Below are 25,731 nucleotides of genomic sequence, written 5' to 3' on the forward strand. Positions count from 1 at the left end.
CTGGCTGCTCGGGCACTCCGGCGCCGGACCTCGCAGTCGGCGCGGTCGCCGAAGTCGCCCGGGCCCTCCTCAGAATCCGAGGCGGCGCAGCTGCTTGGGATCGCGCTGCCAGTCCTTGGCGACCTTGACGTGCAGGTCGAGGAACACGCGCTGACCGAGGAGCGCCTCGATGCCGGCGCGGGCGCGGCTGCCGACGTCGCGCAGACGCGAGCCGCCCTTGCCGATGACGATCGCCTTCTGGCTGTCGCGTTCGACGAAGACGTTGACCCGCACGTCGAGCAGCGGGGAGTCCTCGGGCCGGTCCTCGCGCGGCACGATCTCCTCGACGACCACGGCGAGGCTGTGCGGCAGCTCGTCACGCACGCCCTCCAACGCGGCCTCGCGCACGAGCTCGGCGATCATGACGATCTCGGGCTCGTCGGTGACGACGTCGTCGGGGTAGAGCTTGGGCGAGGGCGGCAGCAGCCGGGTGAGCTCGTCGGCGACGACGTCGACCTGGTCACCTCGGGTGGCCGAGCACGGCACGATCGAGTCCCACTCCCCCAGCCGGTCGATGGCGAGGAGGTGTTCGGCGAGGCGCTGCTTGTCGACGAGATCGCTCTTGGTGGCGATCGCGACGACGGGCGTACGGCGGGCCCGACGCAGGTCGGCGAGTTCGGTCGCGATGAACGTGTCGCCGGGGCCTACGCGCTGGTCGGCGGGCAGGCAGAACCCGACGACGTCGACGTCGAGCAGCGTCTCGCGCACGAGGTCGTTGAGCCGTTGCCCGAGCAGGGTGCGGGGCTTGTGCAGGCCCGGGGTGTCGACGAGCACGAGCTGGGAGTGCTCGGCGGTGCGGATCCCGCGGATCGTGTGCCGCGTGGTCTGCGGTTTGCTCGAGGTGATGGCGACCTTGTCGCCGACGAGGGCGTTGGTCAGCGTCGACTTGCCCGCGTTGGGTCGGCCGACGAGGCAGGCGAACCCGGCTCGGAACTCGGGGACGTCCACGTCCTGCTCGCTCATGGGGTCTCCTGCTGCTCGGATTCGACGTGGGCGTGTGACCCGTGGGCCTGGGGGATGTGCTGAACGGCGGCGGGCTCGTGGGGCTCCTCGTTCTCCTCGTCGTCGCCGTCCTCGACGCGCGAGACGATGACGCTCGCGAGGCGGTGTCGGCGCCCGGCCATGCGTTCGGCCGTGAGGGTGAGGCCCTCGACCGTGCCGCTCGAGCCGAGGATGGGGACGCGCCCGAGCGCCTTGGTCAGCAGCCCACCGACGGTGTCGACGTCGTCGTCGTCGAGTTCGATGCCGAACAGCTCGCCGAGGTCGTCGACGTGCATCGTCGCCGGCACCCGCACCGAGCCGTCCTCGAGCGGCTCGACGCCCGGCAGCTCGGGGTCGTACTCGTCGGAGATCTCGCCGACGATCTCCTCGAGGATGTCCTCGATCGTCACGAGGCCGGCCGTGCCGCCGTACTCGTCGACGACGATCGCGATGTGCGTGGCCTGGGCCTGCATCTCGCGCATGAGAGCGTCGACGGGTTTGCTGTCGGGCACGAACGTGACCGGGCGCATGATCGACTCGACGTCGGACAGCGACGTGCGAGGGTTGCCGTGGATCTGCGCGGCGACGTCCTTGAAGTAGAGGATGCCGATGGGGTCGTCGGCCCCCTCGCCGACCACGGGGAGCCGGGAGAATCCGCTGCGCAGGAACAGCGACATCGCCTGACGCAGCGAGCGGTCGCGTTCGATCGAGATCATGTCGGGGCGCGGCACCATGACCTCACGGGCCACGGTGTCGCCGAGCTCGAACACCGAGTGGATCATCTCGCGTTCGTCGGCCTCGATGACGCGGGACTCCCCGGCGAGGTCGACGAGGTCGCGCAGTTCGGCCTCGGAGGCGAACGGCCCGTCGCGGTATCCCTTGCCGGGCGTGACGGCGTTGCCGACGAGGATGAGCAGGTAGGCGACGGGACCGAGGATGCGCCGCAGCAGCACGAGAGCCGGTGCGGCCTGCAATGCGATCGACTCGGCGTGCTGGCGGCCGAGGGTGCGGGGGCTGACGCCGACGATGACGAACGAGGCGAGGATCATCACGCCGATCGCGATGAGCATGGGCTGGGTCGTGCCAGGGATGAGTTCGTCGGCCGCCACGGCCGCGAGCACCGCGGCCGTGGTCTCGGCCGCGACTCGCAGGAACGTCGTGACGGCGATGTAGCCGGAGGTGTCCTGAACGACCTTGACGAGGGCCTTCGATCCGCGCCGGCCGGCCTCGAGGCATTCGGCCGCCCCCGAGTGCGAGATGCGCGAGATCGCCGCCTCGCCGGCAGTCAACAGGAATGCGATGACGAGGCAGAGCGCGAAGCCCACCCCGAGTTGGACCATCACGTGCGCGGTCGCCCCCGACCGGCGAGGAAGGTCAGCAGCAGCGTGCGCTGACGCTCGAACATGTCCTTCTCGTCCTCGGGCTCGGCGTGGTCGAAGCCGAGAAGGTGCAGGATGCCGTGAGTGACGAGGAGCAGCATCTCCTCGGCGGGCGTGTGCCCGGCGCCCGCGGCCTGACGCTGCGCCACCTGCGGGCAGATCACGACGTCACCGAGCACCCCCTCCAGGCTCGTCGAGCCCTCGCTGCCGGGGCGCAGCTCGTCCATGGGGAAGCTCATGACGTCGGTGGGGCCGGGCAGGTCCATCCACTTGACGTGGAGCACCTCCATCGCGGCCTCGTCGACGCACGTGACGCAGAGCTCGGCGCGCGGGTGCACGCGCATCTCCGTCATGACGTACCGCGCGCAGTCGAGCAACTCCTCGGTGTCGACCTCGGTGCCGGACTCGTTGAGGACCTCGATGCTCACGTCTCGTCCCTTTCGCCGTTCTCGTGCGCGCGGCGTGCCGGGCGCGGGTGCCGTCCGCCCGGCGCGTCAGGCCGGCGGTGGCGCGCCTCGTCCCAGCGCCCATAGGCGTCGACGATGTCGCCGACGAGCCGGTGCCGGACGACGTCGTCGCTGGTCAGGTAGGAGAAGTGGATGTCGTCGACGCCGCCGAGGATGTCCTGCACCACGCGCAGACCCGACTGGGTGCCCCCGGGCAGGTCGACCTGGGTCACGTCACCGGTGACGACGATCGTGCTGCCGAACCCGAGGCGGGTGAGGAACATCTTCATCTGCTCGGGCGAGGTGTTCTGCGCCTCGTCGAGAATGATGAACGCGTCGTTGAGGGTGTTGTGGGTGACGAGGAAGTCGTCGGTGACGTAGAGCGAGTCGGCGGCCGCCACCTGGATGCACATCGTCTCGGCCTCCCCGGCCGGCTCGATGGACTCGATGTGCCGTACCGGGGCGGCGCCGTCGTTCGGCAGGCGCAGGTCGACGACGAAACCGTCTCCGTCGGGGTGAGGACGCGACGATGCGAGGCCGCCCAGGGACCGCACGAGGAACAGCACGTCGTCGCGCAGACGGGCCGACGACGTGCCGAAGCCGATCGGCCCGTGCGGGTCCGAACCCGTGGCACCGCTGCCCACGAGCAGCCCCCGGAGCACGGCCGAGCGGACCTCCACCGAGTTGTGCAGGTAGGACTCCGGAAGGCCGACGGGCGGCGCCGCCTTCGTGCCGAGCGTCGTCGTCACCTCGCTCGCCGAAGTCGCGGTAGGCATGTCACCGCGCGGGGTGGCCGACGCCGCGGCCATGGCGGCGGGGCGCCCCTCGCCGAGGGCGAGACCGAGGGCGTAAGGGTCCGTCGGCACGGGCGCGTCGGGGAACGCGACGGCGTGCACCACCGGCAGCTCGTACCGCTGTTCGCGCCCGATGAGCTCCGCGGTCTCGAGCGTGACCCACCGGCCGGACTTCGCGTCGTCGGCGCCGCCCACCGGAGCGACCGTCCACAGGTGCTCGCCGCAGCACAGGGTGGATGCACCGTCGGTGGCCGTGACGCGGTAGACCGGCTTGCGTCCCTGCGGGTACACGCCGAGGACCGGGGTGGGGGTGCCGTCGGACCCGACGACGAGGTCACCGACCTGCAACGACCCGAACTCGCGGAATCCCTCGGGGGTGAGCACCCGACTGTCGAGGGGCTGAGCGCGCCCGCGCATGTACGCCAGGGGGGCGACCTCGACGGTGCCGGTGGCCATGAGTCGCGGGATGGAGTCGGGGTCGACCATGTCGTGCAGCGCGTCGTAGAGCGGACGCAGGTAGGGGTCGATCTTGTCGGTGAGCGTGCCCGGAAGGAACCCGAGCCGCTCCCCCGCCTCGACGGCCGGCCGCGTGAGGATGATGCGGTTGACCTCCTTGGCCTGCAGCGCGGCGACGGCCTTGGCCATCGCGAGGTAGGTCTTGCCGGTGCCGGCGGGGCCGATGCCGAAGACGATCGTGTGCCGGTCGATGGCGTCGACGTAGCGCTTCTGGCCGAGGGTCTTGGGGCGGATCGAGCGCCCGCGGGAGGAGAGGATGTTCTGGGTGAGCACCTCGGCCGGACGCTCGCGGGTGCGCGAGGCCAGCATGCGGATGGAGCGTTCGACGGCGTCGCGGTCGATGCGCTGGCCGGCGGCGGCCACGAGGATGAGCTCGTCGAAGAGCTGCTCGCCGAGGTCGACGTCGGCCGGGCTGCCCTCGAGACGGATCTCGTTGCCGCGGACATACACCTCGAGGCGCGGCAGAGCACGCTCGACGACGGTGAGGAGCTGATCGTTGGGGCCGAGCAGCGCGACCATCGACGTGCCTGCGGGGATGACGATGGTGCGTGAGGCCTGGCCGGACGGGGCGCCGGCCTGAGCGTCAGCGGCGCCGGAGGCCGGGAACGGGGTCTGGGCGTCGGCCGAAGGGCCGGTGGGGTTATCGGTCATGTCACCCACGAGTCTAAGACGCACCACCGACAACCGCCCCGAGCGCCGCACGGGACACGGTCGCCGCTATCGCCCGGTCGCCGCCATCGGCCGGTCACCGCTATCGCCCTGTCACCGCCATCGCCCGGCGGCGTTGAGCACGGCGAGGGCGGCCGGTCCGGCACTGGACGACCGCAGCACGGTGGGTCCGAGTCGTACCGCGCGGGCCCCGGCGGACACCAGCGTGTCGAGTTCCTCGGGCGCGATGCCTCCCTCGGGGCCCACGACGACCAGCACGTCTCCCGCCGCCGGGAGTTCCAGCGCGGCGAGCGGCTCGACGGCGTCCTCGTGGAGGGCGAGAGTGAGCGCGGCCGCGTCGACCCGCCGTGCGAGGCCGGCGGTCGAGAGCGGTCCCTCGACCTCCGGGGTCGTGGCCCGCCGCGACTGTTTGGCCGCGGCAGCCGCCACCGCCTGCCACTTGGCGAGGGGCTTCTCGGCGCGTTCGGCCTTCCACCGCACGATGCTTCGCGCGGCCTGCCAGGCGAGGACGGCGTCGACGCCGAGCTCGGTGGCGGCCTCGACGGCCTGCTCGTCGCGTCCCCCCTTGGCGAGGGCCTGGACGAGGACGAAGCGCGGCCCGGTGGGACGCGAGTCCTCCACGCTGCGGATCTCGACGCGAGCCATGCCGGTTGCGACCTCGCTGATGCGACCGCTCGCCACCAGCCCCGATCCGTCGGCGAGGAGGACGACCTCCCCCACCTGCGCGCGTTTTACGGTCACCGCGTGGTGCCCCTCGGCACCGTCGAGCACGACCTCGGCGCCGGGCGCGAGGGCGGCGAGCGCGCCGGACGGCAGGTGGTAGAGCGCGGCCGTCATCGGAGGGAGCCGGCGTTCGTCACTTGCCGAGGAAGGCGTCGCGCAACCGGCCGAAGAACCCGCCGTGCTCCACGTGGCTGACGCGCGCCGAGGGGTTCTGCTCGTCGCGCAGCTCGGCGAGTCGTCGGATGAGGTCCTCCTGCTCGGAGGTGAGCCGGGTGGGGGTGACGACCCGCAGGGTGACCAGCAGGTCTCCGCGTCCGGAGCCGCGAAGGTGGGTGACGCCGTGGTCGCGGATCGTCGTGACCTCGCCGGACTGCGCGCCTGGCCTGACCGTGAGTTCGGTGGGCCCGTCGAGCGTGTCGAACTCGAGCACCGTGCCCAGGGTGGCGGCCGTCATCGGCACCTCGACGACGCAGTGCAGGTCGTCACCGCGCCGCTGGAACTTCTCGTGGGGCAGGACCTCGACCTCGACGTAAAGATCGCCGGGCGTACCGCCACCGGGGCCCACCTCGCCCTCGCCGGCCAGTTGGATACGGGTGCCGGTGTCGACGCCGGCCGGGATCTTCAACGACAGGGTGCGGCGGGTGCGCACGCGTCCTTGACCGGAGCACTCGAAACAGGGGTCGGTGATGACCTCGCCGAACCCGTGGCAGGCGGCGCACGGCCGCGAGGTCATGACCTGGCCGAGGAAGCTGCGCTGAACCTGCTGGACCTCGCCGCGCCCTCCACAGATGTCACACGTGCGAGTGCCGGTGCCGGGTCGACGGCCGTCGCCGTGGCACGTCTCGCAGAGCACGGCCGTGTCGACGACGACGTCCTTCTCTCCTCCGAAGACTGCGGTCGGCAGGTCGATGTCGACGCGGATGAGTGCGTCCTGGCCCCGCTGCACCCGCGAACGCGGACCGCGCGCCGCTCCGGCCGCACCGCCGAAGAACGCGTCCATGATGTCGCTGAACGAGAAGCCCTGCCCGAAGTTGCCGGTCGCCCCGCCGTAGGGGTCGGCGCCCATGTCGTACGCCCGCTTCTTGGCCGGGTCCGACAGCACGTCGTAGGCCTGGCTGATCTTCTTGAACTCCGCCTCGGCCTCGGGGCCGGGGTTGACGTCCGGGTGCAGCTTGCGGGCCTTGCGGCGGTAGGCCTTCTTGATCTCCTCGGTGCTGGCCTCGCGGCTCACACCCAGGTAGGCGTAGTAGTCGTTCACAACACGTCCTTCGACGGGATCTCACGCACGGTCGTGCGCGAGGGCAACTCGGATCGGGGTCCGGGGGCGAGCGGCGCGGGTACTGGCGCCGCCGGGAGCAACGCGCGTCACGGCGCGAGCATTTCCGAGACGTACCGGGCGACGGCGCGCACCGCCGCCATCGTGCGTGGGTAGTCCATGCGGGTGGGGCCCAGCACCGCGAGTCCCCCGACGACATCGTCCCCGGCACCGTACCCGGCCGAGATGACCGACGTCTCCGCGAGATCGGCATGCGGGTTCTCGTGGCCGATGGTCACGGCGAGTTCGCCGCTGTCGGGTTCCTCGGCGAGGCTGCCGAAGAGGCGCAGGAGGACCACGTGCTCCTCGAGGGCCGAGAGCACCGGCACGATCGAGAGCGGGAAGTCGCGGCCGAATCGGGCGAGGTTGCTCCGGCCGGCGAGGACGACCCGTTCCTCGCTCTCCTCGACGAGGGCCCCGGCCAGGGCGTCGACGATGGTGCGGACGAGCTCGCGGTCCTCCTCCGGCAGGCCCTCGGGCAGGCCCACCAGGCGCGTGGCGACGTCGACCAGAGGGACGTCACGGGCCTCGGCGTTGAGGCGGGCGCGGATGTCGGCGAGCAGGGAGGCGCCCTCGATGCTCGTGAGATCGCGGTCGACGGCGATGATGCGCTGCTCGACGCGGCCCGTGGTGAGGATGAGGACGACCATGACCCGCCCTGCCGCGACCGGCACGAGCTCGATGTGCTGCACCCGCGAACGGCTGAGCGAGGGGTACTGCACCATCGCGACCTGCTGGGTGAGCGAGGAGAGCAGGCGCACCGTGCGGTCCACGACGTCGTCGAGGTCGACGGCCCCCTCAAGGAAGCGTGCGATGGCCACTCGCTGGGCGGAGGTGAGCGGGCGAATCTCGCCGAGTCGGTCGACGAAGAGGCGATACCCGGCGTCGGTCGGGACGCGCCCGGCGCTCGTGTGCGGCGCGGTGATGAGACCGGCGTCCTCGAGTGCGGCCATGTCGTTGCGGATCGTCGCGGCCGACACCCCGAGGCGATGCCGTTCGAGCAGTGCCTTGGACGCGACCGGTTCGGAGGTGCTCACGTAGTCCTGCACGATGGCCCGCAGGACCACGAGACGTCGTTCTTCGCTCATCACGCACTCCTTCCACGTCGACGTCATCGTGCGTCGGCCCCGTTCGAGAGCGGTGCGTTGACACGCCGCGGCTGGCACTCGGGGGGCCGGAGTGCCAAGTCTACGATGCTCGCGTGAATGTACGTAGGAACGCTCCCGCCGGTGACCGGTACGGCCGCGATGTCCTCGGTGGCGACTGGAAGGCGCCCCGCGGGGGTCGCGCGACCCCGATCGAGGCCGACACCGGGCTCGTCGTCGAGGACGTCGAGACGGGTTGGTGCGGCGCGGTGGTCGCGGTCGAGAAGGCGGGCGGCATGCAGGTCGTCCACCTCGAGGACCGTCGTGGCCGGGTCAAGGGGTTTCCGCTCGGGCCGGGATTCCTCGTCGACGGACGCCCGGTCGTCCTCACCGCGCCGGCGGCTCGCCGCAAGGCCGACCTCGCGGCGGCACGCAAGGCCTCATCGCGGACGGCGAGCGGCTCGGTCGCCGCGCCCCGCACTCCGGCGCGAGTCGCGCGGGCGTCGCGGTTGTTCGTCGAGGGCCGGCACGACGCCGAACTGGTCGAGAAGGTGTGGGGCGACGACCTGCGCGTCGAGGGAGTGGTCGTCGAGATGCTCGACGGCGTCGACGATCTCGCCGCGCTCATCCGCGACTTCGCTCCGACCCCGACCCGGCGGATGGGCGTGCTCGTCGACCACCTCGTGCCCGGCACGAAGGAGTGGCGCATCGTCGAGGAGGCGCGGCGGGTGCGTCCGTACGCCGACGACGTGTGCATCGTCGGGCACCCTTACGTCGACGTGTGGCAGTCGGTGCGTCCGGAGCGGCTCGGGCTCGAGGCGTGGCCCGTCATCGAGCGGGGCACGTCGTGGAAGCACGGCATCCTCGCGCACCTGGGGTGGCCGCACCGCACTCAGGCCGACGTCGCGCAGGGGTGGAAGCGCATCCTCGGCACGGTGCGCACCTACGCCGACCTGCAGCCCGAGCTGCTCGGGCGTGTCGAGGAGCTCATCGACTTCGTCACCGTCGGCGGCGCGGGAGGATCGGACGCATGAACGCAGCCCGTGCCGACCTCGTCGCCAGTGAGCTCGTCGCTGTCGTCGTCGCCGTCACGGCGGGCGGCCCGCAGGTGCTCACGGTCGGGGATCCGGCCGGGGTGCCTCGTCTGCCTTCGGGACCGCTGCGTGCAGATCACCGCAGTCTGCAGACGAGCCTGCGCATGTGGGTCGAGCGGCAGACGGGGGTCGAGCTCGGGTACGTCGAGCAGCTCTACACCTTCGCCGACCGGGAGCGCGTGGGCCCGCACCATCACCTGCTCAGCGTGAGCTACCTGGGCCTGACCCGCGTGGACGACGCGGCTGCCGCGCATGCCGGTCGGCGCCGGCCGGGGTTCGCGTGGCGGTCGTGGTCGGAGTTCGTGCCGTGGGAGGACCGGCGCGATCCGCAGTCGTGTGCTCTCGCCGAGGAGCTGCGCGAACGGCTGACGGCCTGGGCCGCGGAGTCCCCCGCCGGGGAGGTGCGCGCCGACCGGATGGCACGTGTCGAAGGCACCTTCGGTGATCCGTGGGTTAGCGAACTGACCCTGCAGCGTTACCAACTGCTCTTCGAGGCGGGCCTGGTCGCGGAGGCAGGCGCGGGCCCTCGTCGGGAAGGCCATCCGGCGTCCGCTCTCGGGGCCGTCGACGACGCCCGGACGGGGATGCGCATGCTGCACGATCACCGTCGGATCCTCGCCACCGGCATCTCGCGGTTGCGCGCGAAGATCCAGTACCGCCCGGTCGTCTTCGAGCTCGTCCCACCGGAGTTCACGCTCGGGCAGCTTCAGACGACGGTCGAGGACATCGCCGGCACCGACGTCCACACCCAGAACTTCCGCCGCCTCGTCCAGCAGCAGCACCTCGTCGAGCCGACCGGCGGGCGCGAATCCGCCACCGGCGGTCGCCCCGCTCGCCTCTACCGGTTCCGTCGCGAGGTCGAGCTCGAACGCTACGCCGCCGGAACGAAACTCCCCCTCTCCCGCGGCATGTGACGACGAGGAACGCGGACGCCTGCGAAGGTGTTGCCGGCTCCTCGGCCGGCACGAGGAGCGCGACACGCAGCTGCGATGTCGACAGGGCCCGCCCCACCTCGTCCTGACGCGTCGAGTCGCGTCTCCCGAACGAGACACGCCCCCTCAGTGCGGGCGACGGCAAGGAACGGGCCCTCCGACAAGCACCTCGGGCGACACGACGAGAACGCTCCGCAGCCCGGTGCGAGCAGAACCAACCCCGCCTCGTCTTGGACGACCTCGAGACGTGCCGCTGGAGCTCCCGGAGGAGATCAGAAAGGCGGCGGGCCCGGGTCGCGCCGTTCCCAGCGCCTGGGTTCGGGCTTCGGCCTCCTCGCGGGTTTCGGGGGTCGGATGAACAGCGACTGCGGGTCCTGTGCGTCCTCGATGAGTGCGGCGAGGCCGCGTTCGTACTCGCTGTCGAGGGAAACCCCCTCCGCCGGCTGGGGCGCGTCCTTGCTGGAGTCATCCGCAGTGGATTCACCAGCCTGGCGGGCGGGAATGTCATTGAGGTCGAGATCGTGCAGCACCCAGGCGTCCTCGCCCCAGTCGGCCGGGTCGATCGCGTCACCGTCGGGCAGCGCAGCGTGAATCGGGTGCGTCGGCGCCGGTCTCACCTCGCTGCGGTCGGAGGAGTTCTCATCCTGTTCGGCCGGGGCGTCGCACGTCGCGTCGAAGGAGCGCGAGTCGACCGCGCCACCGACAGCGATGCCGGCCCAGGCCGAGCCGGGCGGCCAGGTCTGTGAGCTGGGAGGACCGCTGCGTCTGGGGTCGCCGGTGTCTTCCTCGGCGAGGAGGTCCTCTTCGGTCCAGTAGCGCCGTCGTTCGCGTGCGAGGTTGGCCCGCATCTGCTCCACGGTCGGCGGGTCAGGGTCGCGGTAGTCCCACGGACTCGTCACGTACACCCGGCCCGCGGGCGTGGTCCAGAAGATGTCCCCGCCCACCACCGGCTCGCGCCGCACCCGCCACGTACGGCGGGTCTTGTGGTTGTGCCCGCGACGATCCTTGGCCGACAGATTCGACTCACTCGATGCTCCCCCGAGGGCGTAGGCCACGTCGTGATCCAGGTCGCACGAACGCGCCGGCCGCATCGACCCCGGCACCCGCGACACCCGATCCCGCGCCAGGACGCGTTCTCGCAGATCACCGGCGACCTGATAGCCCTTCACGTGCAGATCCACCAGATGCCCGGTCACCGGATCAGTCACCAAACGCCGCCACGTCGACCCGGCCGTGAACGCGACCTCCCGCACGAACCGCGCCGCCACCCACTCCTGCCGACCCCCACACGCCGCCGACCCCGGCTCCTCACTGGCCCCCATCAACGCCGCCAACGACACCACCACATCCACCCGCGCCGGCGGCAACGCACCCGAGAACGTCGCGTACGCCGCGAACGGGCCAGGGCCACGATCGCCGACCGCGCAGTCAGCGGCGCCATCTCCACCGACCTCGGCAGACATTCCTGCGGCCCCACCGCCAAGACGCCCGGCCCGCGCGCCGTTGGCATACAGCGCCATCCGGCCGGCGCCGAAAATCCCGGACTCGACAGCACCAGAAGCCAATGCCGCGCTCTGAGCCGCCAACTCGGCCCCCACGCCGGTCTTGCCCGTGTGCGGATCCCACTGCCCCGCCTGGGCCGGCAACTGCCCGAACAACATCAGATCCAAGGCGATGTCCGAGCGCAGTTGCGCCAACGTGCGCGCATCCCCCTCACGGCGCAGCCGGCGAGCGATCTCATCCACCCGCTCATGCGCCCCGATCACCCGAGCCGCATGACCGGACACCGTGAACTCACCCATACCGTTCTCGACCGTCAGCACCGCCGACGTGCACCGATTCGCCAGCCCCTGCTCCACCCGCTCGACCGGAGTGGTGACCCGCGCCATCGCATACCGCAACCGGGAAGTGAACACCTCCTGCGGCACCAACAACCCGCCCCTCCCGTCAGGGCCCCGCATCGGATACGGCGCCGTCACCCGACCCACGATCCCCGCGACCGCCTCCGCCGGCGCCTCCTGCGTGACCCGCAACAGCACCACCGAAGACGAGGCACCCGGCGCCCCCGACTCACCGTTCGACACCACGCCCACCCTCGTTCGAAAGTCGCTGCCCGACGATGGGTCAATTCTACCCCGAGATCGAGCTATGTGGACTGCTAAAGCCACAGGCGGTAGGATCTATGTACGACATCAGAACGAAATGAGAAGCCGTCACAGGACGCCGCCGCCCTGCCCTGCCCTGCCCCGTCTTGATGCCCAACTCCGACGCCTCTCCGATCCGACTCATCGTTGTCCATGCCTGCAGCACCCGTAGCGACGTACCCACGCCGGGGTCGAGGTAGCCAGGGTCATCTCGGTGACGTACCCCTTTTGCTCACCCACGCCATAAACCACTATGCTCATCTTCGCCAGAAGGATCCGAGCATCGGAGAGCACCATGAGCGACGTCCTGAGCACCCCCGCCGGCCTCGATGCCGCCGCACGTCCGAGCGATCTCGCCTACGAGCGCGTCCGTCACCTCGTCCCCGAGGTCGAGTGGGCGGCCTTCGCCGACGACATCGACGCGATCGCGCGACTCAAGGCCGAGAAGAACGCCGTCGTGCTCGCGCACAACTACCAGACGCCGGAGATCTTCCACGGCGTCGCCGACATCGTCGGTGACTCCCTCGCGCTCGCCCGGCACGCGCAGGACGTCGAGGCCGACGTGCTCGTGCTCGCCGGCGTGCACTTCATGGCCGAGACCGCCAAGTTGCTCAACCCCGGCCTCACTGTGCTCGTCCCCGACCTGCTGGCCGGATGCTCCCTCGCCGAGAGCGTGACCCCCAAGGACGTCCGGGCCCTGCGCGCTGCCCACCCGGGCCTGCCGGTCGTCACCTACGTCAACACCTCCGCCGCGGTGAAGGCCGAATCCGACATCTGCTGCACCTCCGGCAACGCGGTGCGCATCCTGCAGCACGTCACCCGCGAGTGGGGCGTGGACAAGGCGATCATGATCCCCGACGAGCACCTGGCCAGGAACATCTCGGCGGAGTCCGGCATCGAGGTCGTCACCCACCCCGGTCGCTGCGAGGTGCACGACCGCTTCACGCCGCGCGACATCACCCAGATCCGCGACGGCCACCCCGGTGTCGTCGTCGTGGCCCACCCCGAGTGCCCGCCCGAGGTCGTCGCCGCCGCCGACTTCGCCGGATCCACGGCGCAGATGCAGGCCTACGTCAAGAACAAGGCCCCCCGCCGCCTCGCCCTCATCACCGAGTGCTCGATGAGCGACAACATCGCGGCCGACAACCCCGGCGTCGAGATGATCCGCCCGTGCAACCTGTGCCCGCACATGAAGCGCAACAGCCTCGCCAAGATCCGCCGCAGCCTCGAGACGATGACGTTCGAGATCACCCTCGACGAAGCCGTCGCCGACCGGGCGCGACTCGCCGTCGACCGCATGCTCGCGATCGGCTGAGGCCATGACCGCCCACACCGCGCCGCGCGTCGCGCCCTCGGCCCCCTCAGCGGACGTCGTCGTCGTGGGTACCGGCCTCGCCGGCTCGACCACCGCACTGCGCCTGGCCGAGCGAGGCCTCCGGGTGCTCGCCCTCTCCCCCGACCCCGATCCCCGGCCGGGAGTCTCGACGTCCAGCGCCCTCGCTCAGGGGGGTCTCGCGGCCGCCGTCGGCTCCGACGACCACCCCACCCTGCACGCCGCCGACACGGTGGCGGCCGGCGCCGGACTCACCGATCCCCGCATCGCCGAACGCATCACGGCCGCAGCACCCGGCGTCGTCCGAGCACTGCTCGACCTCGGCGCGGCGCTCGACCGCACGCCCACGGGTGAGCTCGATCTCGGCCTCGAGGGTGCTCACGGGCGGCATCGCATCGTTCACGCCCACGGCGACGGCAGCGGCGCCGAGTTCCTCCGCGCCGTCCTCGCCGCCGCGTACGCCCACCCTCGCGTCGACGTGCGGGGCAGCACGCGTGTCACCCGCCTCCTCACGAGCGACTCCCCCACCCACCGCGTCACCGGCGTCGAGATGCTCGACCTCACCACCGGTGAGGTCCACCACGTACGGGCCGGCAGCGTCGTTCTCGCCACCGGCGGCATCGGCGGGCTGTTCGCCCACACCACCAACCCCGTGACGTCGTGGGGCTCGGGTCTCGCGCTCGGCGTGCGCGCCGGAGCCCGGGTGCGCGACCTCGAACTCGTCCAGTTCCACCCCACGGCGCTCGACGTCGAGTCCGCACTCGGCGGCGGACTCTCGACGCCCGGCGCCCGGATGCCGCTGGTCAGCGAGGCGGTCCGCGGTGAGGGTGTCGCGCTCGTTCTCGACGACGGCACCCCGTTGCCGGATCCGCTCGCCGGCCGCGACGTCGTCGCCCGGGCCGTCTGGAGGGCTCTGCGGGCCGGGCGCAAGGTCTACCTCGACGTACCGAACAGCCCGCTCGCCCGCGACTTCGAGAGCCACTTCCCCACGGTTCACGCCGCCTGTGTCGCGGCGGGTCTCGAGCCGCGTCGCGATCGCATCCCCGTGCGCCCGGCCGCGCACTACCACATGGGCGGACTCGCGGTCGACGCCACCGGATGCACCGACATGCCCGGCCTGCGCGCCGTCGGTGAGGTCGCGAGCACCGGCCTTCACGGCGCCAACCGCCTCGCGAGCAACAGCCTCCTCGAGGCCGTGGCCTGCGCCGATACGCTCGCCGACGACCTCGCGGGGCGGTTCGGCGCAGCCCCTGTGCGGCCGGCCGAGACGACCCCTGCCCCTCGGCCCGGCCACGCGCGCCCCCACGAGGGGCCCACGCTCGCCGATCGCCTTCTGCTCGAGGACGCCGCCGGCCTGTACCGCGACGGCGCCACCTTGGCCCACGCCGCCGAAGAGCTGCGCGACGGCGCCGACACCGACGACACCCGCCTCGTCGCCTGCCTGCTCACCCACGCAGCGTTGCAGCGGGCCGAGAGCCGCGGCGCTCACCAGCGCGTCGACCACCCCTCCACCACCGCAGCGCGGCACACCTTCGTCGGGATCGCCGACCTCCGCGATCCCGGCCGCACCGCGGCCCACCTCACCAGGAGTGCGTCATGACCACCACCGACCCGCTCACCGGCGCCACGGCCCGGCACACCGACTTCCCCCCGCTCCCGGATCTGCTCATCGAGCCCGTCGTGCGCGCCGCCCTCGCCGAGGATCTCGGGCGCGCAGGCGACCTCACCACCGCCGCGACGATCGACCCCGGCCTGACCGGCACGGTCGCCCTCGTCGCACGCGAGGCCGGTGTCGTCGCCGGGTTGCGGGCCGGGCTCATGTCATGGCGTCTGCTCGATCCGGCCGTGGACGTCCGAGCGCTGTTGCCCGACGGCTCACCGGTGCAGCCGGGCGACGAGATCGCGCTGGTCACCGGCCCGGTGCACGTCCTGCTCACCGGGGAACGCGTGGCGCTCAACCTCGTGTCGCACCTCTCGGGGGTCGCCTCGGCCACGGCCGAACTCGTCGAGGCGGTCGCAGGCACGACCGCGCGGATCTGCTGCACCCGCAAGACCACCCCCGGCCTGCGCGCCCTGGAGAAGGACGCGGTGCGCGCCGGCGGCGGCTCCAATCACCGCTTCGGCCTCGACGACGCCGTGCTCGTCAAGGACAACCACATCGCCTTCGCCGGCGGCATCTCCCCTGCGCTCGCACGCCTGCGCGAGCGCGTCGGACACCTCGTCCGGGTCGAGGTGGAGGTCGACACCCTCGACCAGCTCCGCGACGTCCTCGAACTCGGGGTCGCGCCGGGCATCGTCGACGCCGTGCTGCTCGACAACATGACCCCGGACGTGCTGACCGAGGCGGTCGCGCTCATCGACGGCCGGTGTCTCACCGACGCGTCGGGACGCATCACGGCGACGACCGTGCGGCCCGTCGCCGAGTCCGGTGTCGATCTCATCTCCGTCGGCTGGATCACCCACAGCGCGCCCATCCTCGACATCGGCCTCGACCACCGCTGACGGCGTCCGCCACATGCGTCGGACCGCTCAGCGGGCGGCGGTGCCGAACGCCTCGTCGTAGGCCCGGCGGATGGCGGGTTCGGCGAAGCGGGCGTCGTAGAACTCCCGTGCCCCCTGAGACTCCCTCGCTCGCACCTGCGGGTCCGCCAGTTCGGCGAGCGCCTGCCCGGCCTCCGCGGCGTCGGCGACGAGCCGGACGCCCGGAACCGAGGTCGTCGTGATGCCTTCGATGCCGAAAGCGGTCGCCACGATGGGGATCCCCCGCGCCAGGGAGTCGAGGGTCTTGATCTTGACTCCGGACCCGAAGCGCAGCGGGTTGACGAGGGCACACCGCGTCATCAGCGCCTCGTCGAGGTCCTCGACGTAGCCGTGGACGACGACGTGGTCACCGTGGCGGGCGGCCTCCGCGAGCAACTCCTCCGAGGCGTCCCGGCCGATGATGTGCAGGCGCGCGTCGGGCCGGCGGGCCAGCAGGTGGCTCAGGCCGTGCCGCAGGAACCACATGACGCCGTCGTGATTGTGCGGGAGCGACAACAGGCCCATGAAGACGTACTCGGGTCGCCCGTCCCACTCGTGAGCGGATGCCGGGCGCTGTGGAACCCACGGCGGCAGGACGGCGACGTCACCACCGGTCTGTCGCCGCAGCCCGGCAGCCTCGTCCTCGTTGAGCAGGATCGACAGCTCTGCCTCGGTGGCCGCCTCGCGCTCGGAACGGGCGACCCGGCGCGATTCGAGCTGGAGCAGCATCCGGCGGGTGACGGGAACGCGCGTCAGACCACGCAGCGGAGCCGGGATGTTCCTGCCGAACTGCCCGAGCGGGTCGAACCCGCTGACGTCGACGCCGGAATCGATGACGTCGAGCATGCGCCGGTACCGCACGCTGAACAGGTCGTCGAGGTAGAGGACGCGCCGCCTCCGGGCCGGCGGTGGCCCGACGTGCTGCAACATGCGGACGGTGTCGACGATCTCGAGATCGGCGTCGAGCCCGGCGAGGACACGGCGCACGCACCCGGCGACGTGCGGGGAGGAGAGAAATGTCTCCTGCAGGCTCCGGCGGCGCAGGCCGGCCTCGACGACGACGGCGCGTAACCGCTCTGCGGCGCGCGGTCCGCCGACCTCGTGGACGGTGACGCCCTCGAAGGGCGTGAGGTCGGCGACGGGCCTGCCACCGACGTGGATGTAGTGGACGTTCTCCGGCCCCAGCCGATCGCGCAGGTGACGCAGAAAACCGGTGAGCACCACGCTCTTTCCGCTGTCCGCGGGGTAGGGATCGACGGCGCTGACGACGACGGCGCTGCGCACCTGTCGTCGCGCGGCTGTGCTCACGTGTCCTCGTCCCCTTCCCATTTTCCCGGCTGAGGCACCTCGGTATGCCCTCCGCGGAGACTTGACGCGGCGGGAGAGTTTGCACGCTACCTCACGCGCCCCTTCACGCTCACACTCATGGACGAGTGTCCGGCTCGCCCCTTAGGGTGGAGCACGGCCGCTCGAGGGGCGGTTCTTCGTCTCGGCGGTCGTCGGGGCGTCGACCGACGACCTGCAGGAGGATTTCTTCGTGCCCGCGAGCGCGCAGTCCGCCCACGGAAGCGGAGCGGCCCCGGCAGCAGGCGGTCGGCTCGAGTGGATCGACATGGCGCGCGGATTCTGCGTCATCGCCGTGGTGCTTCTCCACGTCGCGCTCTTCCACGTCTTCCCCCTCACCCCGGACGACCACGGTCGTCCGCTCGCGCGAGCGTGGGTCCTGTTCAACACGGCGGTGCTCGGCAGTCTGCGCATGCCGCTGCTTCTGCTGCTCTCCGGGTTTCTCGCGAGGCGCAAGATCCGCGAGGGGCTCCGCTTTGCGCGCACCCGGCTCGCGATCGCCACCAACTTGCATCTCTACCTCGTGTGGACCCTCCTCTACTTCGCGGTCGGCATCCTCTTCTACCCCTATGTCGACCGGGCGAAGTTCGAGATGCACTCGTGGTCGGGCCTCGGGCTGAGCCTGCTCTACCCGCAGGTCGGGCCCCTGTGGTTCGTCTACGTGCTCTCCGTGTCGTTGTTCGTGCTCGCCCTCACCCGTCGCGTTCCCCCTGCCCTGGTCCTGGTCGGCTTCTTCGCCGCCGGCTGGGCGATCATGGCACTCACTCGCGACGCCGCGGGCCTACCGCGGGCGATCTTCTTCGCCGCGGGGGCGCTCGTCGGAGAGCAACTCATCGCGCTGACGCGTTCATGGATCGCGTCCGGTCTCGCGTTCGTCGTCTACGTCGCCGGCGCGGCCGTGGCGGAGAAGATCGACCTCGTTCTCGGCTATCCCCTCGAGGTTGCCGCCGGGTTGTGCGCCGCGGTCGCTTTCCTCGCCCTGGCACAGCTCGTCGCCAAGGCTCGCTGGTTTCGCGTCCCCGGCGCCTGGGTGGGGCGTCGCACGCTCGGCGTCTACGTGCTCCACTGGCCCTTCGTGGCCGCACTCACGTGGTTCGGGGTGCAGCGACCAGAACTCTTCCGCGGCTGGCTGAGCGGGCAGATGGCCGAGATCGCGTACCCGATCGCCGTCGCCGCCCTCATCGTCATTCTTTGTATCGGCCTCGAACGGCTGCTCAAGGCCGTCGGCCTCGGCGTGCTCTTCGACCTGCCAGGCTCCGTCAAACGCCGCCTTGTCCGTGGCGCCGCGACGCAGGCCGGCGTCGCGGCGAGCCCGCCGCCGTCGCCGACCGTCAGGGCAGCAGACGCCGCAGCACCGTATCGACGAGCAGGCGTCCGCGCGGACTGAGCACGAGCCGGTCTCCAGCGCCACCCTCGCCCTCCGAGCTCTCCGCCCGCGAGGCGCCCCGAACCACCTCCGCAAGACCGTCGGCGACGACCGAATCGACCGCCGCACGCCCCTCCGGCCGCAGACGCGCCGTGGCCAGCCCCTCCGCGAGCCGGATGCGCAGGAGCACGTCCTCCTCGTACCGCTGATCCTCGGTGAGCAGCTCCCGCGCCTGAGCCGGGGATGTACCGCTCGCGAGACGCGAGGCGTAGGCCGCCGGGTGGCGCACGTTCCACCAACGCACTCCTCCGACGTGGCTGTGGGCGCCGGGTCCGAACCCCCACCAGTCATCGCTGCGCCAGTACCCCTCGTTGTGGCGGCAGATCCCCCGTTCCCCGCGGGTCCAGTTGCTCACCTCGTACCAGCGGTGACCCGCGGCGCCGAGCAGGTCCTCGGCCAGCTCGTACTTGTCGGCCTCGTCGTCGTCGTCGGGGGCCGCGACCTCGCCGCGCCTCACCTGGGCCGCAAGTCGGGTGCCCTCCTCGACGACGAGCGCGTACGCCGACACGTGATCGGGCTCGAGCGCGATCGCCGCCTCGAGGGAGGTCCGCCAATCGTCGAGCGATTCCCCCGGGGTGCCGTAGATGAGGTCGACGCTCGTCGCGAGCCCCGCCTGGCGGGCGGCTCGCACGGCCGCGCCGACGGCCTCCTGGTCGTGGGTGCGGTCGAGCGTCGCGAGCACGTGAGGAACGGCCGATTGCATGCCGAGACTGATGCGCGTGACCCCCGCCTCGGCGAGCCGGGCGATGTGACCCGGGCCGTCGGCGGCATCGCGTCGCGGGTCGACGGTGTCGGGGTTCGCCTCGGTCGTGATCTCGACATCCGGAGCGAACCCGAACGCCGACTCGAGGGCACCGAGCAACGCCGCGAGGCGATCGGGTGGCAGCAGCGTCGGCGTGCCGCCGCCGAGGAACACCGTGTCGAGCGGCCGCCGGGGCAGGACCCGGGCCGCGAGAGCGATCTCCGCCATCGCGGCGTCGAGGTAGGACTCCATCGGCGTGGAGACGCCGCTCTCCCCCAGCTCACCGGGGGTGTAGGTGTTGAAGTCGCAGTAGCCGCAGCGCCGCAGACAGAACGGCACGTGCACGTACGCTCCGAACGCACGTGACCCCGAGCCGAACTCGGCCAAAGCCGTCGGCGGCAGCTCACCGGTCGTCGGGGCGGGATCACCGTCCGGGGGTCGTGCGGGCATGGCCAGCAGTCTGCCACTGCGTCCGGGGGCGATCCGTGGCAGGATGGCACCGACGCGGGGACCGATGACCGATGACCGATACTCGAAACCCGGTGTGCTTCAGGGGGTCTCAACGTTGTCCAAGCGATCGTTCGGACGATCGCGGCGGCGCTGAGCCTGTCGCCCTCCCGACGGGCTCAGCGTCGCCTCGGTCGCCTGACGTACGCCAGATCGCGGATCTCGCGGCCCGAGGCGGCTCCCTTGCGCTCATACCGCGTCTCGACGCGTTCCTCGAAGCGAGGCGCCCACGCCGTGCCGGGATGCGCGGACGCGAGTTCCGGTTCGGCCTCGCAGACCGCTCGCATGACGTCGGCGTAGTCCTGCCAGTCGGTCGCGAGCCGCAGCACACCCCCCGGCCGGAGCACCCGGGCGACATCGGCGACGAAGCCCGCGTCGACCAGCCGACGCTTGTGGTGGCGAGCCTTCGGCCACGGGTCGGGGAAGAAGACGCGCACCTCGGTGACCGACTCCGGCGGCAGACCGTGCTCGACGAGAGCCCGCGCGTCGGCGATCAACATGCGCACGTTGTCCAGCCCCAGCCGGTCGGCGCCGACGATCGTGCGGGCGAGCCCCGGCCGATACACCTCGACCGCGAGATGGTCCCTCTCCGGATGCGCGCGGGCCGACGCGAGGACGACATCGCCGTCACCCGAACCGATCTCGACGACCAGCGGCGCGCAACGACCGAACGCGGCGGAGGCATCGAAGACCCAATCACCTGCGAGCGACGTCGAACGCGCCTCCCTCATCGGCTCGACGACGTACCGCGCATGGTGCTCGTCCCACGCCTGCTGATGCCGGTGCGACAGCCGCCCGTCGCGACGCGCGAACGAGACGACCTCGCGGCGAATCCGCTCCGAGGGCACCGGCCGCCCTACTTCTTCTTCGTCTCTACGGCCTCGTTCGACAACGCCGCGATGAAGGCCTCCTGCGGCACTTCGACGGTACCCACCATCTTCATGCGCTTCTTGCCCTCCTTCTGCTTCTCCAGCAGCTTGCGCTTACGGCTGATGTCACCGCCGTAGCACTTGGCGAGCACGTCCTTGCGGATCGCCCGGATCGTCTCGCGGGCGATGACCCGGCTGCCGATCGCCGCCTGAATCGGCACCTCGAACTGCTGCCGCGGAATGAGCTCACGCAATTTGGAGGCCATGCGCACCCCGTAGGCGTACGCGGCGTCCTTGTGCACGATCGCGCTGAACGCATCGACCTGATCGCCCTGCAGAAGGATGTCGACCTTGACGAGATCGGCCTCCTGACTGCCGTCGGGTTCGTAATCGAGCGAGGCATAACCTCGCGTCCGACTCTTCAGGGAGTCGAAGAAGTCGAAGACGATCTCGGCGAGCGGCAACGTGTACCGCATCTCGACGCGGTCCTCCGACAGATAGTCCATCCCCCGCAACGAACCACGCCGGCTCTGACACAACTCCATCACCGCACCGATGAACTCACTCGGCACGAGAATCGTCGCCCGCACGACCGGCTCGGTGACCGAACGGATCTTCCCCGACGGGAACTCACTCGGGTTCGTCACCTCGACGTGCGAACCGTCCTCCATCACCACCTCGTACTCCACGTTCGGCAACGTCGAGATGAGGTCGAGATCGAACTCCCGCTCCAACCGCTCCCGCACGATCTCCAGGTGCAACATCCCCAGAAAACCCACCCGGAACCCGAACCCCAGCGCGGCAGACGTCTCCGGCTCGTAGACCAGCGCGGCGTCGTTCAACTTGAGCTTGTCCAATGCGTCACGCAACACCGGATAATCCGAGCCATCGATCGGATACAGCCCCGAGAACACCATGGGACGCGGATCCCGATACCCACCCAGCGGCTCCGCCGCCGGCTTACGAAGATTCGTGATCGTGTCACCCACGCGCGACTGCCGCACATCCTTCACCCCGGTGATGAGGTAACCCACCTCACCCACCCCCAGGCCATCACTCGGCACCGGCTCAGGCGAGATCACGCCGATCTCGAGAAGCTCATGCGACGCCTTCGTCGACATCATCTCGATCCGCTCCCGCGGCGACAGATGCCCGTCCACGACCCGCACATACGTCACGACACCCCGATACGTGTCGTACACCGAATCGAAGATCATCGCCCGTGCCGGGGCATCCGGATCACCCGTCGGCGGCGGAATCACCTCGACAATACGGTCCAAGAGCGCCTCGACGCCCTCACCCGTCTTACCCGACACCCGCATCACGTCATCCGGATCGCACCCGATCAACCCGGCGATCTCCGCCGCATACTTCTCCGGCTGCGCCGCAGGCAAATCGATCTTGTTCAACACCGGAATGATCTCGAGATCATTCTCCATCGCCAAATACAGATTCGCCAACGTCTGCGCCTCGATACCCTGAGCCGCATCGACCAACAACACCGCGCCCTCACACGCCGCCAACGACCGCGACACCTCATACGTGAAATCCACGTGCCCCGGAGTGTCGATCATGTTGAGGCAATAACTACTCACGGGGGGCTCCGCCCCCCGTGGGCCCCCCGAAAGGCTCGAAGCTCGCTGCGCTCGCACGTCTTCTTGTTCCGCCGAAACAGGACTCGCTTCGCTCGTCGTTTCGACGGACCACGGCATCCTCACCGCCTGCGACTTGATCGTGATGCCGCGCTCCCGCTCGATATCCATACGGTCGAGGTACTGGGCTCGCATCAGCCGGTCCTCGACGATGCCGGTGAGCTGCAACATGCGATCCGCCAACGTCGACTTGCCGTGATCGATGTGCGCGATGATGCAGAAATTACGGATCAGCTCCGGTGGCGTCGCGTGGGGCTTCAACGCGGAACGGGCCATGGGAGACACGGGGCGATTACCTCATCGATGCAGGGGACAAGAGCAACGCCCCAGTCTCCCACACCCCCGCGCACGCACCGACCCCCAGCGATGACGCCCGCAGGACCGCAGACATCCCACCCTCGGTGGCCCTTTCCGACGACACATCCGTCGTAGCCTGGCCGGGTGATGCTCACTCGACTCCTCAACGACCTCGGCCGCGCCGTCGCCCGCGGCGTCCAGCAGGAGATCTCTGCACGCGGACGCGGATCCACCCACCGACGTCCCCGCACCGGGCACCGCACCTCCACGCCCGCCGGCGCCTACCCCGGCGACTACCTCGGACCCCTCGCCGCCGTCTACGCCCCCACCGCCGACGGGCGCCCCGACCCCGGCGAAGTGTGCTGGGCCTGGATCCCCTTCGAAGAGAACCACGAGCGCGGCAAGGACCGTCCCGCCCTCATCATCGGCCAGGACGGCCCCTGGCTCCTCGGGCTCCCCCTCACCAGCAAGGACCACGACCGCGACGAACGTTCCGAAGCAGCCGCCGGCCGGCACTGGATGGACATCGGCTCCGGTGCCTGGGACACCTCCGGCCGCCCCAGCGAAGCCCGCCTCGACCGCATCGTGCGCCTCTCCCCCGCCACCGTCCGCCGCGAAGGCGCCGCCCTCGACCGCGTCACCTTCGACGAGGTCATCGAAGCCGCCGGCCGCCTGCGCTAGCACCTCCGGTCACGCGCGAACGCCGGCTCCCCCGGTCACTCGGGAACAGGGACGCCACATCCAGTCCACGACGGCGGCGAAGCGCGGCCGAGAGCGACCCCCACGAATCACGCGTCGCCACCGACCCGCACGATCCCGACCCGCACGTCACGCCGGGCCCGACGAAGGGGCGGGGCCGGGGGTTCCGCAGACCAAGAACGCTTTTCCCGTCTGCAGGGCCCCGGCCCCGCCCCTTCGCCCATCCACACACCGGTGGCGGGCCCGAGGACGCCTCAGTCGAGGTAGTCCCGAAGCACCTGAGAGCGGGAGGGGTGGCGCAGCTTCGACATCGTCTTGGACTCGATCTGACGGATGCGTTCGCGGGTGACGCCGTACACCTTGCCGATCTCGTCGAGGGTCTTGGGCTGGCCGTCGGTGAGGCCGAAGCGCATCGAGACCACGCCGGCCTCCCGCTCGGAGAGGGTGTCGAGCACCGAGTGGAGCTGCTCCTGCAAGAGGGTGAAGCTCACCGCGTCGGCGGGCACGACGGCCTCGGAGTCCTCGATGAGGTCGCCGAACTCGCTGTCGCCGTCCTCGCCGAGCGGGGTGTGCAGCGAGATGGGCTCGCGGCCGTACTTCTGGACCTCGACGACCTTCTCCGGGGTCATGTCGAGTTCCTTGGCGAGCTCCTCGGGGGTGGGCTCGCGGCCCAGGTCCTGGAGCATCTGACGCTGCACGCGGGCGAGCTTGTTGATGACCTCGACCATGTGCACGGGGATGCGGATGGTGCGGGCCTGGTCGGCCATCGCGCGGGTGATGGCCTGACGGATCCACCACGTGGCGTACGTCGAGAACTTGAAGCCCTTGGTGTAGTCGAACTTCTCGACCGCACGGATGAGGCCGAGGTTGCCCTCCTGGATGAGGTCGAGGAAGAGCATGCCGCGACCGGTGTAGCGCTTGGCGAGCGAGACGACGAGTCGCAGGTTGGCCTCGAGGAGGTGGTTCTTGGCGTTCTTGCCGTCCTGGGCGATCCACCACAGGTCGCGCTTGAGGGTGGGCTCGAACTCCTCGTCGGACTTGAGTTTCTCCTCGGCGAACAGGCCCGCCTCGATGCGCTTGGCGAGTTCGACCTCCTGTTCGGCGTTGAGGAGGGCGACCTTGCCGATCTGCTTGAGGTAGTCCTTGACCGGGTCGGCGGTGGCGCCGGCGGTGACGACCTGCTGGGCGGGGGCGTCGTCCTCGTCGTCCTCACGCAGGACGAATCCGGACTCCTCGGTGCCCTCGGTGGCGGCCTCCTCGGGCTTCTTGGCCTTACGGGCGCGACCCTTGCGGGCGGTCTTACCGTCGGTGGCGTCGTCGTCGCCATCGTCATCGGTGGCGTCCTCGTCGCCCTCGGCGTCGGGCTCGGCGGCTCCGGCCTCGATGTCGACGTCGTCGGCCGCGCCTTCGAGGTCCTCCGCACCGGGCTCGACCGCGGTGTCGTCGAGCTCGGGCTCGTCGATGGCGTCGGGGTCGACGTTCTCGGCGCCGGTCTTCTCGGCGGCCGTCTTCTTGGCGGCGGCCTTCTTGGCCGTCGTCTTCCTCGCCGTCGTCTTCTTGGCCGCGGTCTTGGCGGTCGACTTGGCCGCCGCCTTGCGGGCGGTCGTCTTCTTGGCGGTGGTGGCCGAACCAGTCTCCTCCTCGTCGGAGGCGTCCTGGCCGGTGGGTGCGGCTGCAGCGCTCTTCGACGCGGTCTTGGCGGTGGACCTCGTCGTGGCCTTCTTGGCCGTCGTCTTTCGGGCGGCGCGCTTGCGACTGCCGACGGCCTGGGCCGCGTGCTCGGTGTCGAGCGTGACCTGCACACCCTGTTGCTCGAGGGACCGGATGACGGCCTTCTGACGCGCAGGCGTGAGTTCGGCCGCCTCGAGGGCCTGCTTCAGCTCACCGCTGTCGACGGTGCCCCGGGTCATGCCGACCTTGAGGAGGCTCTCGAGCGCGGGATGGGTGAATTCGGCAGGGAGCTTGGCCGGTGTTGCGGCCGACTTGGAGGCGTTCGCCACGGGTTACCCCGACACCTTTCGTTCGTGGGATGACAAAGCGAGAACAAGCTTCGTCCTGGTGGGCGCTCCGCGTGCGGAGCGATCGATCACGGGCGTCGACGCGGGTCCTGGCTCGATCCCGCTCGCCATCGTCGGAGCACCATTATAATTCCACGCCCCCCGTTGTTGCACGACCGACCACCTCTACGCAGGTCGCGAGGCCCCGGCCGGGGTACGGGCGCACAC

At 70.6% G+C, this 25,731-nt stretch carries 19 protein-coding genes and 2 pseudogenes; 7 read left to right on the forward strand and 14 right to left on the reverse strand.

What is annotated here, in order from left to right; all coding sequences use genetic code 11:
- Positions 1-69 precede the first annotated feature (69 nt).
- From era to hrcA, 8 genes and pseudogenes are all read right to left on the reverse strand, one after another.
- Positions 70-1,002 (reverse strand): GTPase Era, encoded by a 933-nt coding sequence (gene era / locus BN1197_RS15785; protein ID WP_040161775.1) that lies wholly within the window; start codon positions 1,000-1,002, stop codon positions 70-72.
- Positions 999-2,360, reverse strand: coding sequence for a hemolysin family protein (locus BN1197_RS15790; RefSeq protein ID WP_082043989.1), 1,362 nt, complete (start codon positions 2,358-2,360; stop codon positions 999-1,001). Before BN1197_RS15790 ends, era begins: the two co-directional genes overlap by 4 nt.
- Positions 2,360-2,827 carry an rRNA maturation RNase YbeY gene (ybeY, locus tag BN1197_RS15795; protein WP_040161777.1) on the reverse strand — a complete coding sequence of 156 codons (468 nt, stop codon included), beginning with the start codon at positions 2,825-2,827 and terminating at the stop codon, positions 2,360-2,362. The genes BN1197_RS15790 and ybeY overlap by 1 nt, the downstream gene beginning before the upstream one ends.
- Positions 2,824-3,192 (reverse strand): annotated as a pseudogene (locus BN1197_RS17585) (PhoH family protein); the annotation flags it as partial. The gene ybeY and the pseudogene BN1197_RS17585, both read right to left, overlap by 4 nt.
- Before the next feature lie 852 nt (positions 3,193-4,044).
- Positions 4,045-4,806, reverse strand: a pseudogene (locus BN1197_RS17590) (PhoH family protein); the annotation flags it as partial.
- Between the two features lie 111 nt (positions 4,807-4,917).
- Entirely contained in the window at positions 4,918-5,661 is a 744-nt protein-coding gene (locus BN1197_RS15805) for a 16S rRNA (uracil(1498)-N(3))-methyltransferase (protein WP_040161783.1), read from the reverse strand.
- Between the two features lie 19 nt (positions 5,662-5,680).
- On the reverse strand, positions 5,681-6,805 hold the full coding sequence (gene dnaJ, locus BN1197_RS15810; RefSeq protein ID WP_040161785.1) for a molecular chaperone DnaJ: 1,125 nt from the start codon (positions 6,803-6,805) through the stop codon (positions 5,681-5,683).
- A 107-nt stretch (positions 6,806-6,912) separates the two neighbouring features.
- The gene (gene hrcA / locus BN1197_RS15815) at positions 6,913-7,950 is read right to left on the reverse strand and encodes a heat-inducible transcriptional repressor HrcA (protein WP_040162144.1); all 1,038 of its coding nucleotides are present in this window, start codon (positions 7,948-7,950) and stop codon (positions 6,913-6,915) included.
- Positions 7,951-8,063: 113 nt separating this feature from the next.
- On the opposite strand from hrcA, the gene BN1197_RS15820 reads away from it, so the two are divergent.
- Both BN1197_RS15820 and BN1197_RS15825 read left to right on the forward strand, forming a co-directional pair.
- Positions 8,064-8,981, forward strand: coding sequence for a DUF3097 domain-containing protein (locus tag BN1197_RS15820; protein WP_040161787.1), 918 nt, complete (start codon positions 8,064-8,066; stop codon positions 8,979-8,981).
- Complete coding sequence (locus BN1197_RS15825; protein ID WP_052466852.1) at positions 8,978-9,955, forward strand: NUDIX hydrolase; 978 nt, start codon at positions 8,978-8,980, stop codon at positions 9,953-9,955. The genes BN1197_RS15820 and BN1197_RS15825 overlap by 4 nt, the downstream gene beginning before the upstream one ends.
- A gap of 290 nt (positions 9,956-10,245) precedes the next feature.
- Here the strand turns inward: BN1197_RS15825 and BN1197_RS15830 are convergent, their stop codons facing one another.
- On the reverse strand, positions 10,246-12,012 hold the full coding sequence (locus BN1197_RS15830; RefSeq protein ID WP_141397312.1) for an HNH endonuclease signature motif containing protein: 1,767 nt from the start codon (positions 12,010-12,012) through the stop codon (positions 10,246-10,248).
- A 400-nt stretch (positions 12,013-12,412) separates the two neighbouring features.
- On the opposite strand from BN1197_RS15830, the gene nadA reads away from it, so the two are divergent.
- From nadA to nadC, 3 genes are read left to right on the forward strand one after another with little or no spacing between them, the layout of a single operon-like run.
- Positions 12,413-13,432, forward strand: a complete 1,020-nt coding sequence (nadA, locus tag BN1197_RS15835) for a quinolinate synthase NadA (RefSeq protein ID WP_040161789.1) — start codon at positions 12,413-12,415, stop codon at positions 13,430-13,432.
- Between the two features lie 4 nt (positions 13,433-13,436).
- The gene (locus BN1197_RS15840) at positions 13,437-15,050 is read left to right on the forward strand and encodes an L-aspartate oxidase (RefSeq protein WP_052466854.1); all 1,614 of its coding nucleotides are present in this window, start codon (positions 13,437-13,439) and stop codon (positions 15,048-15,050) included.
- Entirely contained in the window at positions 15,047-15,952 is a 906-nt protein-coding gene (nadC, locus tag BN1197_RS15845) for a carboxylating nicotinate-nucleotide diphosphorylase (RefSeq protein ID WP_052466855.1), read from the forward strand. The genes BN1197_RS15840 and nadC overlap by 4 nt, the downstream gene beginning before the upstream one ends.
- A gap of 27 nt (positions 15,953-15,979) precedes the next feature.
- Here nadC and BN1197_RS15850 read toward each other — a convergent pair whose 3' ends face one another.
- Complete coding sequence (locus BN1197_RS15850; RefSeq protein ID WP_141397313.1) at positions 15,980-17,278, reverse strand: glycosyltransferase; 1,299 nt, start codon at positions 17,276-17,278, stop codon at positions 15,980-15,982.
- 229 nt (positions 17,279-17,507) lie between these two features.
- Between BN1197_RS15850 and BN1197_RS15855 the strand changes: the two genes are divergently transcribed.
- The gene (locus BN1197_RS15855; RefSeq protein WP_141397314.1) at positions 17,508-18,701 is read left to right on the forward strand and encodes an acyltransferase family protein; all 1,194 of its coding nucleotides are present in this window, start codon (positions 17,508-17,510) and stop codon (positions 18,699-18,701) included.
- Here the strand turns inward: BN1197_RS15855 and hemW are convergent.
- From hemW to lepA, 3 genes are all read right to left on the reverse strand, one after another.
- A complete protein-coding gene (gene hemW, locus BN1197_RS15860; protein ID WP_040161798.1) occupies positions 18,646-19,932 on the reverse strand; it encodes a radical SAM family heme chaperone HemW in 1,287 nt (428 codons plus the stop codon). The two genes, BN1197_RS15855 and hemW, sit on opposite strands and share 56 nt — an antisense overlap.
- A 176-nt stretch (positions 19,933-20,108) precedes the next feature.
- The gene (trmB, locus tag BN1197_RS15865) at positions 20,109-20,837 is read right to left on the reverse strand and encodes a tRNA (guanosine(46)-N7)-methyltransferase TrmB (RefSeq protein WP_040161801.1); all 729 of its coding nucleotides are present in this window, start codon (positions 20,835-20,837) and stop codon (positions 20,109-20,111) included.
- A gap of 8 nt (positions 20,838-20,845) precedes the next feature.
- Positions 20,846-22,786 carry a translation elongation factor 4 gene (gene lepA, locus BN1197_RS15870; protein WP_040161803.1) on the reverse strand — a complete coding sequence of 647 codons (1,941 nt, stop codon included), beginning with the start codon at positions 22,784-22,786 and terminating at the stop codon, positions 20,846-20,848.
- A gap of 168 nt (positions 22,787-22,954) precedes the next feature.
- On the opposite strand from lepA, the gene BN1197_RS15875 reads away from it, so the two are divergent.
- Entirely contained in the window at positions 22,955-23,488 is a 534-nt protein-coding gene (locus tag BN1197_RS15875) for a type II toxin-antitoxin system PemK/MazF family toxin (RefSeq protein WP_040161806.1), read from the forward strand.
- 272 nt (positions 23,489-23,760) lie between these two features.
- On the opposite strand, the gene BN1197_RS15880 is transcribed toward BN1197_RS15875, so the two are convergent.
- Entirely contained in the window at positions 23,761-25,506 is a 1,746-nt protein-coding gene (locus BN1197_RS15880; protein WP_040161809.1) for an RNA polymerase sigma factor, read from the reverse strand.
- Between the last annotated feature and the right edge of the window lie 225 nt (positions 25,507-25,731).

Source organism: Mobilicoccus massiliensis (genome assembly GCF_000826525.2).
Lineage (GTDB): Bacteria > Actinomycetota > Actinomycetes > Actinomycetales > Dermatophilaceae > Mobilicoccus > Mobilicoccus massiliensis.